At 74.5% G+C, this 12,009-nt stretch carries 12 protein-coding genes and 1 pseudogene; 8 read left to right on the top strand and 5 right to left on the bottom strand.

Annotation, left to right across the window (positions count from 1 at the left end):
* Positions 1-88: 88 nt before the first annotated feature.
* Positions 89-322: a hypothetical protein gene (locus ACOBQU_RS03580; RefSeq protein ID WP_423624438.1), complete on the top strand. Its 234-nt coding sequence runs from the start codon at positions 89-91 to the stop codon at positions 320-322.
* A gap of 143 nt (positions 323-465) precedes the next feature.
* Here the strand turns inward: ACOBQU_RS03580 and ACOBQU_RS03575 are convergent, their stop codons facing one another.
* Complete coding sequence (locus ACOBQU_RS03575) at positions 466-930, bottom strand: GNAT family N-acetyltransferase (RefSeq protein WP_423624437.1); 465 nt, start codon at positions 928-930, stop codon at positions 466-468.
* Positions 931-999: 69 nt separating this feature from the next.
* Complete coding sequence (locus ACOBQU_RS03570) at positions 1,000-1,563, bottom strand: MarR family winged helix-turn-helix transcriptional regulator (RefSeq protein WP_423624436.1); 564 nt, start codon at positions 1,561-1,563, stop codon at positions 1,000-1,002.
* A 136-nt stretch (positions 1,564-1,699) separates the two neighbouring features.
* On the opposite strand from ACOBQU_RS03570, the gene gap reads away from it, so the two are divergent.
* Complete coding sequence (gap, locus tag ACOBQU_RS03565; protein WP_423624435.1) at positions 1,700-2,704, top strand: type I glyceraldehyde-3-phosphate dehydrogenase; 1,005 nt, start codon at positions 1,700-1,702, stop codon at positions 2,702-2,704.
* Positions 2,705-2,797: 93 nt separating this feature from the next.
* Here the strand turns inward: gap and ACOBQU_RS03560 are convergent, their stop codons facing one another.
* A complete protein-coding gene (locus ACOBQU_RS03560) occupies positions 2,798-3,220 on the bottom strand; it encodes a DUF6086 family protein (protein ID WP_423624434.1) in 423 nt (140 codons plus the stop codon).
* A 138-nt stretch (positions 3,221-3,358) separates the two neighbouring features.
* Here ACOBQU_RS03560 and aroQ point away from each other — a divergent pair, with 138 nt between their 5' ends.
* Positions 3,359-4,048 carry a gamma subclass chorismate mutase AroQ gene (gene aroQ / locus ACOBQU_RS03555; RefSeq protein WP_423624433.1) on the top strand — a complete coding sequence of 230 codons (690 nt, stop codon included), beginning with the start codon at positions 3,359-3,361 and terminating at the stop codon, positions 4,046-4,048.
* A gap of 139 nt (positions 4,049-4,187) precedes the next feature.
* On the opposite strand, the gene ACOBQU_RS03550 is transcribed toward aroQ, so the two are convergent.
* Positions 4,188-5,807 (bottom strand): acyl-CoA synthetase, encoded by a 1,620-nt coding sequence (locus ACOBQU_RS03550; protein ID WP_423624432.1) that lies wholly within the window; start codon positions 5,805-5,807, stop codon positions 4,188-4,190.
* A 197-nt stretch (positions 5,808-6,004) separates the two neighbouring features.
* On the opposite strand from ACOBQU_RS03550, the pseudogene ACOBQU_RS03545 reads away from it, so the two are divergent.
* From ACOBQU_RS03545 to ACOBQU_RS03525, 5 genes and pseudogenes are all read left to right on the top strand, one after another.
* A pseudogene (locus tag ACOBQU_RS03545) lies at positions 6,005-6,813 on the top strand (crotonase/enoyl-CoA hydratase family protein).
* Between the two features lie 16 nt (positions 6,814-6,829).
* Complete coding sequence (locus ACOBQU_RS03540) at positions 6,830-7,780, top strand: Zn-ribbon domain-containing OB-fold protein (protein ID WP_423624431.1); 951 nt, start codon at positions 6,830-6,832, stop codon at positions 7,778-7,780.
* Positions 7,777-8,832, top strand: coding sequence for a thiolase domain-containing protein (locus tag ACOBQU_RS03535; protein ID WP_423624430.1), 1,056 nt, complete (start codon positions 7,777-7,779; stop codon positions 8,830-8,832). The genes ACOBQU_RS03540 and ACOBQU_RS03535 overlap by 4 nt, the downstream gene beginning before the upstream one ends.
* 8 nt (positions 8,833-8,840) lie before the next feature.
* Positions 8,841-10,007: a thiolase domain-containing protein gene (locus ACOBQU_RS03530; RefSeq protein WP_423634231.1), complete on the top strand. Its 1,167-nt coding sequence runs from the start codon at positions 8,841-8,843 to the stop codon at positions 10,005-10,007.
* 106 nt (positions 10,008-10,113) lie between these two features.
* The gene (locus ACOBQU_RS03525; protein WP_423624429.1) at positions 10,114-10,359 is read left to right on the top strand and encodes a DUF397 domain-containing protein; all 246 of its coding nucleotides are present in this window, start codon (positions 10,114-10,116) and stop codon (positions 10,357-10,359) included.
* Between the two features lie 59 nt (positions 10,360-10,418).
* Here the strand turns inward: ACOBQU_RS03525 and ACOBQU_RS03520 are convergent, their stop codons facing one another.
* Positions 10,419-11,993 (bottom strand): amidohydrolase, encoded by a 1,575-nt coding sequence (locus ACOBQU_RS03520; RefSeq protein WP_423624428.1) that lies wholly within the window; start codon positions 11,991-11,993, stop codon positions 10,419-10,421.
* Positions 11,994-12,009 lie beyond the last annotated feature (16 nt).

Here is a 12,009-nt window from a genome sequence, read left to right as displayed (position 1 = left end):
GCTGTGGGGCCGTGTGCGGCGCGGCGGTCCGGGTACCCGGCAGGCTCCGCACGGTATGACAACACGGCACGACAACAGGGAGGTTCGCATGACCAGCACGACGGAGACCGGCGACGTCACCGGCACGCGGGACAAGGACTACAACCTGATCTGGTACGTCGAGGCGTGCCTCAGCAACGCGCTGCGCCTGGAGACCTACGTCAAGGACGCGGAACGCGACAAGGACACCGAGGTCGCCGAGCTCTTCCGCAAGGCGCAGGCCGACAGCCGCAAGGGCGCGGAGCTGGGCAAGAAGCTCCTGCGCAAGCGGCTCCAGGGGTGACGTCCGGCCCGCGGCCGCACGGGTGACACCCCCGGCGGCCGCCGTGTGCGGGGCCCGGAGCCGCGGCTCGGACGACGGGCCCGCGGCGGCGCTCCGGGTGACGGGCCCGCGGCGGCGCTCAGGTGACGGGCTTGTGGCGGCGCTCAGGTGACGGGCTTGCGGTAGACCTGCCGTGACCCGCCCTCCGGGCCCGGCTCGGCGGCCTCGCCCGGGGTGAAGCCGAGCCGCTCGTAGAAGACCCGGGCCCCGCTGGCGACCGCCCCGGGGTGGTCGGCGCCGAAGGTGATGACCTCCATCGTCCCCGGGCCCCGCACGAACCGGGCCTCGGCGTCCGCCATCAGCGCCTGCCCGACGCCCCGGCCGCGGGCGGCGGCGGACACCACGAGCCAGTGCACGTGGTACGTCGGCGCGTCGGCGCCGAACAGCAGCCCGCCGAGGGCCGTGCCCTCCGGCGTGGTCGCGAGGAGCGCGGCTCCGCCGGATATGTGCTCCCGCACGGCCGCGTGGAAGCCGGGTTCCTCGACCATGGGGCCGAACCAGTGCTCCACCTCGGCCGCCAGGCCGAGGAATGCGGAAAGGTCCTGTTCCTGCGCGAGTCTGACGATCATCCGCACAGTGTCGCAGGGCGGCGCGCGCGGACCGGCCCCCGGCCGGGTCGGCCGGGGCGCCGCCAGGGGTCAGCCCGAGCGCCCCAGTTCCGCGAGGCGGGTCAGCGCGGGCAGGGCCGCGGCGATCGACCGCTGCTCCTCGGGCGTCAGCCGGGCGACGAGCGGGAGCAGGTGGCGGGTGCGGTCGGCGTGCCGGGAGCGGCCGATGGCGCGGCCCGCCTCGGTGATGTGGACGAGGACGGCGCGGCCGTCGCTCGGGTCGGGGCGGCGCTCCACCAGGCCCTCGCGCTCCAGGCGGGTGACCAGCTGGGTGACGGCGGGCTGGGTGATCTGCTCCGTCCTGGTCAGTTCGGAGAGCCGCTTCGGGCTGCCGGTGAACGCGAGCGTGTCCAGGACCGACAGGGTCGTGAAGGGGTGCTTCTCCAGCGTCGGCAGCCGGATGTAGAAGCGGTTGAAGTTCTCGATGGCCGCGGTGAAGGCGTCCACGTCGAGGGCGCCGTCCCCGGGGGAGCCGGGCGCGCGGCCGTCGTTCGGCGCGGCACCCGGCGGTGCGGCTGGCGCGTCCGGCACATCTGCCGCGTCCGGCACGTCTGGGGTGTCTGGGGTGTCTGGTGCGTCGTCCATGGCGGGCATGGCGGAAATATATCGCGCCACTTATATAAGTAGCTTATGGTGTGGGGTCGTGGGGGCCGTCCCGTGGCACGCGGGGCGCGGCCCGGCTCAGTGGTGTGCGCGGCGCGCCGCGCCTCCCCGGCGCAAGGAGAGACCCATGACTGTCCGCATCGGCATCAACGGATTCGGCCGCATCGGCCGCAATGTCTTCCGCGCGGCCGCGGCCCGCGGCGAGGACCTGGAGATCGTCGCCGTCAACGACCTGGGCGACGTGGCCACGATGGCCCATCTGCTGGCCTACGACTCGGTCCTGGGCCGCTTCCCGGGCGAGGTCGTCGCGGAGCCCGGGCTGATCCGGGCCGGGGGCGCGAGCGTGCGGTACCTGTCCGAGCGGGACCCCGGGGCGCTGCCGTGGGGAGACCTCGGCGTCGACGTGGTGATCGAGTCCACGGGCGTGTTCACCGACGCCGCCCGCGCCCGCGCGCACCTGGACGGCGGCGCCCGCAAGGTCGTCATCGCCGCCCCGGCCACCGGCGAGGACGTCACCGTCGTGCTCGGCGTCAACGAGGACGCGTACGACCCGGCCCGCCACGCGGTGATATCCAACGCGTCCTGCACCACCAACTGCCTCGCCGTCCTGGCGAAGGTGCTGCACGACGCGGTCGGCGTCGACTCCGGGATGATGACCACCGTCCACGCCTACACCCAGGACCAGAACCTCCAGGACGCCCCGCACAAGGACCTGCGCCGCGCTCGCGCCGCGGGCCTGAACATCGCGCCCACCTCCAGCGGCGCCGCCAAGGCCATCGGTCTGGTCCTGCCCGAACTGCGGGGCCGACTCGACGCGTTCGCGCTGCGCGTGCCCGTCCCCACCGGCTCCGTGACCGACCTGACGGTCACGACGCGGCGCCGCACCACGGTGGCGGAGGTCAACGAGGCGTACGCGCGGGCCGCGGCTGGGGCGTACAAGGGGCTGCTGTCCTACACCGAGGCGCCGCTCGTCAGCACCGACATCGCGGGCGACCCGGCGTCCTGCGTCTTCGACGCCGGGCTCACCCGCGTCCTCGACGGCCAGGTCAAGGTCGTCGGCTGGTACGACAACGAGTGGGGGTACGCCAACCGGCTGATCGACCTGGGGCTGCTGGTGGGGCGGGGCCTGTAGCGCGCGTGGCGGCGGCCGGGACGGCGTACGGAGCTGACCGGCCACGACGGTTCCCGCGCGTCCGGAGGCGGCGGGCGCGGCCCTGGGCGGTGGTCAGCGCGCCATGGAGCGGTCGAGTTCCCGCGCCCGCTCCTGGAGCCGCGCCGCCCACGCCTCGTCCTCCGACGCCGCGGGCGCCTGGGCGTCCTGTGCCGTCTCGGGGCGGGTGCCGCCGTGTGCCGCCCAGTCGACCTCGACGCCCGCGCGCTCCGCCAGTGCGAGGACCGTGGCGACGAAGCCCTCCGAGAGGGCCAGGACGACGGCGTGGTGGGTGCGGTGGTGGCGGGCGAGCAGGGCGTCGACGAAGGCCGCGAAGGCGTCCGCGTCGATCCGGCACTCGTCCTCCTCCATCGGCCCGAAGCCGGAAGGGAGGCCCAACTCGGCCTCGAACACGCGGACCTGACGCAGGAACAGCCGCGCGGCCCCGGAGGAGGGGTTCCACAGCGTCTCGTCGCCGAGGTCGAAGTACTGGCTCACCGCGGGGCCTCTCGATGGTCGTGGCGGGGGCGGTCGTGGCGGGCTGCGGGGCAACGGCCAAGATCGTACGATGGTTCGCGGCCGGGGTGATCCATTCCGGGAAGTCGCCCGTGCGCAGTGAAAGCGAAGGGGGCCGCCGTGCGCCTCGTCTCCACCGTCGGACGCCTGCTCACCGCCTGCGGCGTGGCCGGGGCCCTGGTCGCGGGCGCCGCGCCCGGCGTCACCGCCTCCGCCCACCGCCCCGCGGCGGCGTCCGGCGCGGACCACGCCGGGCACCGGTCCGACGGCCCCCGCGAGGCGGCGGACCACCCTCGCAAGCCCGCGGACCGCGCCCGGCACCAAGGAGCCTACGCCCGGCTCCACTTGGTCACCGCGCTGTCGGCGGAACGGCTCGCCACCGCCGACCTCGTGGCCGCCGCGAAGTACGGCACGGGCGCGCCCATCGACGACCCCGCCCGGGAGCGGCAGGTGCTGGACACCGTGGCGCGGCTCGCGCGGGAGGCGGGCGGCGACCCGGAGGCGACGGTGCGGATCTTCCGCGACCAGATCGAGGCGAACAAGGTCGTGCAGCGCGCGCTGCACCGCGCCTGGGACGCCGACCCGTCGTCGGCCCCCACCGAACGCCCCGACCTGGGGAAGGTGCGCGAGGTCATCAACCGCGTCAACGGCGACCTGGTCCTGGCCGTCGCCGCGTCGGCCGCGGAGCGCGGTGCCCCCTACTGCCCGGGGCTGCGCGCCGTGACCGTCGTGCACGTGCGGCACGAGCGCGCTCTGGACGCCCTGCACGCGTCGGCGCTCGGCCACGCCGTCCGGTCGGTGTGCGACTGACCCCGCCCGCGCCCCCCGTGCCCTCGCGCGGTCCGGCCCGCGCCCCCCGTATCCCCGCGCCGTCCGGCCCGCGCCTCCGCGGCCTCCCGGTCGCGCTCTCAGCCCCCGGCCGCGCCCCCGAGGGACCCGATCCGCCCTCTCAGCCCCCGGCCGCCATCGCCCGCGCCCACCGGTAGTCCGCCTTCCCGCTCGGCGAGCGTTGGATGCGGTCCGTGAACACCACGGTGCGGGGGATCTTGTACCCGGCGAGGTGCGGGCGGCAGTGGTCCTGGAGAGCTGCGGCGTCCAGCGCCGGGGCGCCCGCGCGCAGTTGGACGACGGCCGCGACGCGGTTGCCCCAGCGCGCGTCCGGCACGCCCGTGACCAGCGCGTCGTACACGTCGGGGTGGGACTTCAGGGCCTGCTCGACCTCTTCCGGGTAGACCTTCTCGCCGCCGGTGTTGACGCACTGGGAGCCGCGACCGAGGACGGTGACGACGCCGTCCTCGTCGACGGTGGCCATGTCGCCGAGCAGCACCCAGCGCTCGCCATCGCGCTGGAAGAACGTCTCGGCCGATTTCCCCGGGTCGTTGTAGTAGCCGAGCGGGACGTGGCCGCGCTGGGCGATGCGGCCCGGCTCGCCGGGCGCCACCGGCTCGTGCGTGGCCGGATCCACCACCCGCGTACGGGAGTTGACGCGGATCCGGAAGCCGCGCTCGGGACCCGAGTCCTCCGTGGCCGTGCCGTTGAAGCCGGACTCGGACGAGCCGAAGTTGTTCAGGAGCAGGACGTTCGGGGCGAGCGCGGCGAACTCGGCCCGCACCGTCTCCGACATGATCGCGCCGGACGACGACACGCTGAACAGGGACGACAGGTCCGTGCCCTTGAGGGGACCGGAGAGCGCGTCGACGAGCGGGCGCAGCATCGCGTCCCCCACCAGTGACACGCTGGTGACCCGCTCCCTCGCGATGGTGCGCAGCACCTCCTCGGGCACGAACTTGCGGTGGATGACCAGGCGTTGCCCGAAGTGGAAGCAGATGAACGCGGTGAGCGTGGACGTGCCGTGCATCAGGGGCGGCGTGGGGAAGAACGTGATGCCGTCGCCCCCGGCGGCGACGCGCTCGGCGACCTCCTCGGGCCGCGTCACCGGCTCGCCCGTGGGCGCGCCCCCGCCGAGCCCCGAGAAGAACAGGTCCTCCTGACGCCACATCACCCCCTTCGGCAGGCCGGTCGTGCCGCCGGTGTAGATGATGAAGAGGTCGTCGGCGGACCGCGCGGCGAACCCCCGCTCCGGCGCCCCGGCGGCCTCCGCGTCGGCGAAGTCCACGGCGGAGTCCACGGCGGCCGGGCCCGCGCCGCGCCCCGCGCCCACGCGGATCAGGTGCCGTAACTTCCCCGCGCGCGGCAGCGCCGCCTCGACGCGCGCGCCGAACTCCGCGTCGAAGACCAGCGCGGCCAGGTCGGAGTCCCGGTAGAGATAGGCCAACTCCTCTTCGACATAGCGGTAGTTGACATTGACCGGGACCAGGCGCGCCTTGAGGCAGGCGAGCACGGTCTGGACGTACTCGACGCCGTTGTACAGGTGCAGGCCCAGGTGCTCGCCGGGCTTCAGGCCGCTGTCGAGCAGGTGGTGGGCGATACGGTTCGCGGCCGCGTCCAGCGCGGCGTACGTCAGGCGGCGCTCCGCGCCGGTGCCGGGGTGGTCGACGTACACGAGCGCCTCGCGGTCCGGCACCACGTCGACGACCGACTCGAACAGGTCGGCAAGGTTGTACTCCACCGCTCCTCCTGACCCCGGCGCCGTGTCGTGTGGGGTCAGCAGAGCAGAGGCCCCCACAACTGGGAAGGCCCCGCGCACAACAAAACTGACTGGGTATCAGAAGATTTCTGACTGAGTGTCAGGAGAGTATTGAACTGGCACCCCGCCTCCTGCAACCTGTTCCAGGTCTGGACACGTCCGGCGACGGGAGGACCACGGTGGGCGGCACGGAACATCTCTCCGTACGGCGCGAGGGCGCCACGCTGGTGCTGACGCTGAACCGGCCGGAGGCCAGGAACGCGCTCTCGCTGCCAATGCTCGTGGGCCTGTACGACGGCTGGCTGGCCGCCGACGCCGAGGACGAGGTCCGCTCGGTGGTCCTCACCGGCGCGGGCGGCGCGTTCTGCGCGGGCATGGACCTCAAGGCCCTCGCGGCCCGGGGCACGGCAGGCGACCGCGACGGCCCGTACCGGCAGCGCCTGACGGCCGACCCCGACCTGCACTGGAAGGCCATGCTGCGCCACCACCGCCCGCGCAAACCCGTCATCGCCGCCGTCGAGGGCCCCTGCGTGGCGGGCGGCACGGAGATCCTCCAGGGCACCGACATCCGCGTCGCGGGGGAGTCGGCGACCTTCGGGCTCTTCGAGGTCAGGCGCGGCCTGTTCCCCATCGGCGGCTCCACCGTGCGCCTCCAGCGGCAGATCCCGCGCACCCACGCCCTGGAGATGCTGCTCACCGGCCGTCCCTACTCCGCCCGCGAGGCCGCCGACGTGGGGCTCATCGGCCATGTCGTCCCCGACGGCACCGCCCTGGAGCGGGCGCTCGCCATCGCCGAGCGGATCAACGCCTGCGGCCCGCTCGCCGTCGAGGCCGTCAAGGCCTCCGTGTACGAGACCGCCGACCTGCCGGAGGCCGAGGGCCTCGCCGCCGAACTCAAGCGCGGCTGGCCAGTGTTCGACACCGCCGACGCCAGAGAAGGCGCCCGTGCCTTCGCCGAGAAGCGTCCCCCGTCTACCGGCGCGCCTGACCGCGAGGAGAGCCCCGTGCCCGAAGTCCCCACCGCCCCCCTGGTCGTCGAGTTCCCCTTCACCCGCTCCCTCGGCCCGGTGCAGAGCGCCTTCCTCACCGGTCTGCGCGAGCGCACCGTCCTCGGCGCCCGCACCAGCGACGGCCGGGTCCTCGTGCCGCCCGTCGAGTACGACCCGGTCACCGCCGACGACCTGCGCGACCTGGTGGAGGTCGCCGCCACCGGCACCGTCACCACCTGGGCCTGGAACGCCGAGCCCCGCCCGGGCCAGCCGCTGGACACCCCCTTCGCCTGGGTCCTCGTCCGGCTCGACGGCGCCGACACCGCCCTGCTGCACGCCCTGGACGCCCCCGGCCCCGACGCCGTACGCACCGGCCTGCGCGTCCGCGTCCGCTGGGCCGCCGAGCGCACCGGCGCCATCACGGACATCGCCTGCTTCGAGTCGTACGACGGCGAAGAGGCCCCCGGCCGGGGCGCACGGGAGCACGACGGTCGGTTCGCCGACCCGGTCACCGGCATCGTCACGCCCGCCCGGCTCGACTACACCCACAGCCCGGGCCGCGCCCAGTCCGCCTACCTCGAAGCCCTGGCCGCGCACCGCACCGTCGGCGAGCGCTGCCCCGACTGCCGCAAGGTGTACGTGCCGCCGCGCGGCGCCTGCCCGACCTGCGGCGTCGCCACGTCCGAGCGGGTCGAGGTCGGGCCGCGCGGCACGGTCACCACGTTCTGCGTCGTGAACATCAAGGCGAAGAACCTCGCCATCGACGTGCCGTACGTCTACGCGCACATCGCCCTCGACGGCGCCGACCTCGCGCTGCACGGCCGCATCGCGGGCATCCCCTGCGACCAGGTCCGCATGGGCCTGCGCGTCGAGCCCGTCTGGACGGAGGGCGCCCGCTACCCCGACCACTACCGGCCCACCGGCGAGGCCGACGCCCCCTACGACACGTACAAGGAGATGCTGTGATCGCGGCCGGGCGGGACATCGCGGTCGTCGCCTTCGCGCAGACCGACCACCGGCGCGCCACCGCCGAGCTGTCCGAGGTCGAGATGCTCCTGCCGGTGCTCGACGAGGTGCGCGCGCACACCGGTCTGAGGGCGGGCGACATCGGCTTCACCTGTTCCGGCTCGTCGGACTACCTCGCCGGGCGGGCCTTCTCCTTCACCATGGCGCTCGACGGCGTCGGCGCCTGGCCGCCGATCTCCGAGTCGCACGTCGAGATGGACGGCGCGTGGGCGCTGTACGAGGCCTGGGTGAGGCTCCGCACGGGCGAGGCCGACACCGCGCTCGTGTACGCCCACGGCAAGTCGTCGCCCGGCTCGCCGCGGGACGTGCTGACCCGCCAGCTCGACCCGTACTACGTGGCGCCGCTGTGGCCGGACGCCGTGGCGCTCGCCGCGCTCCAGGCGCGGGCGCTGATCGACGCGGGCGAGACGGACGAGCCCGCCCTCGCGGCGGTCGCCGCCCGCAACAGGGCCGACGCCACGGCCAACTCCCATGCCCAGCTGGCTGGTTCGGTGCCGCACGGCGACTACGTGGTGCGGCCCCTGCGCACCGGAGACTGCCCGCCCGTCGGGGACGGGGCCGCCGCCGTCGTCCTCGCGGCGGGGGAGCGGGCCCGCGACCTGTGCGCGCGGCCCGCCTGGATCCGGGGCATCGACCACCGCATCGAGGCCCACGCCCTCGGCGTGCGCGACCTGATCGACTCCCCGTCGACCCGGCTCGCCGCCGAACGGGCCGGTGCCTTCGAGCGGCCCGTGGACACCGCCGAACTGCACGCGCCCTTCACCTCCCAGGAGGTCGTGCTGCGCAAGGCGCTGCGGCTCGGCGACGACGTGCGGATCAACCCCTCCGGTGGAGCGCTCGCCGCCAACCCGGTGATGGTCGCCGGACTCATCCGGATCGGCGAGGCCGCCGCCCGCGTCCACGGCGGCACCTCCGACCGGGCCCTCGCCCACGCCACCTCCGGGCCCTGCCTCCAGCAGAACCTCGTCGCCGTCCTGGAAGGAGACGCGTGATGGCCGCGCTGCCGAAGGAGCCCGTCGCCGTCGTTGGGATCGGTCAGACCAGGCACGTCGCCGCCCGGCACGACGTGTCCCTCGCGGGCCTGGTGCGCGAGGCCGCCCGGCGCGCCCTCGACGACGCCGAGCTGACCTGGGCGGACGTCGACGCCGTGGTGATCGGCAAGGCGCCGGACTTCTTCGAGGGCGTCATGATGCCCGAGCTGTACCTCGCCGACGCGCTCGGCGCCGTCGGCAAGCCGATGCTGCGCGTGCACACCGCGGGCTCCGTCGGCGGCTCCACGGCCCTGGTGGCCGCGAGCCTCGTCGCGGGCCGGGTCCACCGCACGGTCCTCACGCTCGCCTTCGAGAAGCAGTCGGAGTCCAACGCGATGTGGGGCCTTTCGCTGCCCGTGCCGTTCCAGCAGCCGCTGCTCGCGGGCGCGGGCGGGTTCTTCGCCCCGCACGTGCGGGCCTACATGCGGCGCGCCGGGGCCCCCGACACCGTGGGGTCCCTCGTGGCGTACAAGGACCGCCGCAACGCGCTGAAGAACCCGTACGCGCATCTGCACGAGCACGGCATCACCCTGGAGAAGGTGCGGTCCTCGCCCATGCTGTGGGACCCGATCCGCTACTCCGAGACCTGCCCGTCGTCCGACGGCGCCTGCGCGATGGTGCTCACCGACCGCGACGGCGCGGCCCGCGCGCCCCGCCCGCCCGCCTGGGTGCACGGCGGGGCGATGCGCAGCGAGCCCACGCTGTTCGCGGGCAAGGACTTCGTGTCGCCGCGCGCGGGCCGGGACTGCGCCGCCGACGTCTACCGGCAGGCGGGCGTGAGCGACCCGCGCCGGGAGATCGACGCCGTCGAGATGTACGTCCCGTTCTCCTGGTACGAGCCGATGTGGCTGGAGAACCTCGGCTTCGCCGCCGAGGGCGAGGGCTGGAAGCTCACCGAGTCCGGGGCGACCGAACTGGACGGTGACCTTCCGGTGAATATGTCGGGCGGTGTCCTGTCGGCCAACCCCATCGGCGCCTCCGGGATGATCCGCTTCGCCGAGGCCGCGCTCCAGGTGCGGGGGCAGGCGGGCGAGCACCAAGTGCCGGGAGCGCGCAGGGCACTTGGGCACGCGTACGGCGGCGGGTCGCAGTTCTTCGCCATGTGGCTGGTGGGTGCCGAGCCGCCCACGACGTGAGCCGCACCCCCCGTCCCGCGCGCATCCCGCATCGCACCGCGGCCTGTGCGCCGCCGGGGGTGAAAGCTAGGCTGGCGGCGGACGACGCATCGGGAGGAGCAGGGACGTGGCCGACAGCACCACCACTCAGCAGCATCCGCTCACGGGCTGGGACAAGCCGGACCTCGATCTCAGCGGCGCGGAATGGCGATCGAGCAGCGACGGCCGGGGCGACGTGCAGATCGCCTTCGTCGAGGGCTTCATCGCGATGCGCAACGGTGGCCGTCCCGGAAGCCCGTCCCTGATCTTCACGCCCGCCGAGTGGGGGGCGTTCGTGCACGGGGCCCGGGAGGGCCAGTTCGACCTGACGTGATCGCGGCCGGGAGGCGGCCCCGCTCCGGAGCCGCCTCCCGCACGTGCGGTGACGTTCCATCAGGAGCCGCTGGCCGCCACCCCTTCGACGTATGTGTCGACCACTTCGATGCCGCCGATGCGGGACGGGTCCACGGCGTACGGGTCGTCGCCGAGGACGACGAGGTCGGCGCGCTTGCCCGGAGTGAGGCTGCCCGCGGAGTCCTCCCAGTGACAGGCGTACGCGGCGTCGGTGGTGTACGCGCGCAGCGCCTCCTCGACCGACAGGGCCTCCTTCGGTCCGACGACCGCGCCGGACGCGGAGGCCCGCTCCACCATGAACTGGACGGCCCGCAGCGGCGCCCCGTCGGCGACGGGCCGGTCCGAGCTGCCCACGAGGCGCACCCCGTGGTCCAGGAAGCCCCGGCCCCGGTACAGCCATGGCGCCCGCTCGGGTCCCATGATCGCGGCGTAGTCGTCGCCGAAGTACCGCAGGAAGCTGGGCTGGACCACCGCCGTGACCCCCAGCGCGGCGAAGCGGGGCAGCTGGTCGGGGCGGACCAGCCCCGCGTGCTCCACGCGGTGCCGGGCGGCGGGGCGGGGGTGGACGCGCTGCGCGGCCTCCAGGGCGTCGAGGGCGACGTCCACCGCGCGGTCGCCGATGGCGTGGACCGCCAACTGCCAGCCCGCGCGGTGCCCTTCGACGATGGTCTCCAGCAGTGACTGGCGGTCCGCCTGGAGCTGGCCCTTCGTGTCGCTGCCCGCGTACGGCTCGGTGAGCGCCGCCGTCCGCGCCATCATGCCGCCGTCGGTGAACACCTTCAGGGCGCCGATGGACAGCGCCCCGTCGCCGAAGCCCGTACGCAGGCCGAGACCGAAGGCCCGTTCCGTGGCGTCCTGGGCGGCGGCGTCGACCGGGCGCAGCGCGTCGGCGGCCACCATGAGTCGCACCCGCAGCGGCAGCCGGCCCGACTCCTGGGCGAGCTGGAACGCCGCGCCCTCGATGGGGCTGTGCGCGAACAGCTCGCTGCCGATGCCCGCCTCGGCGCAGCCCGTGATGCCCTCGGAGCGGCACACGCGCGCCGAGTGCGCGACGGCGTCGGCGAGTTCGGCCAGGGTGTGCGGCGGGCGCAGGCGCAGGACCGCGCCCATGTCGTCCTCCGCCAGGAAGCCGTGGGGCGCGGTGGCGGCGATGTGCGGCGGCAGCAGGTTCAGAATGGCCGTGTTGACCAGGCAGGCGTGCCCCGAGACATGCCCCAGGTACACCTTGCGGCCCGCGCTCACCGCGTCCAGCTCCCGCGCGGTGAGTTCCCGGTCGAGCGCGCGCTGGTCGTAGCCACCGAGCGTCACCCAGCCGCCCGCGGGCCGCGCCGCCACGGCGTCGGCCACGGCCGCGAGGATGTCGTCGACGCGCCTGCTGGGCGCGACGCTGGGCGCCTGTGCCTTCAGGCCCGCCCAGATCAGGTGCACATGGCTGTCGATGAAGCCGGGCAGCACGGTCGCGCCGCCGAGGTCGACGACGCGCCGCGCCGCGAGGCCCGCCACGTCGTCGTCGAGGCCCACGATCCGGCCCTGCCAGATGCCGAGTTCGCGAGCGGTGGGGCGGGCCGGGTCCATCGTGACGATCCGGGCGTTGGTGATCCTGGCGCTGAGCACGGACACATCCCTTCGG

Source organism: Streptomyces sp. G45 (genome assembly GCF_049542095.1).
GTDB lineage: Bacteria > Actinomycetota > Actinomycetes > Streptomycetales > Streptomycetaceae > Streptomyces.
The sequence above is the reverse complement of the archived record's forward strand: the minus strand, read 5'-3'. Positions and strand labels throughout refer to the sequence as shown.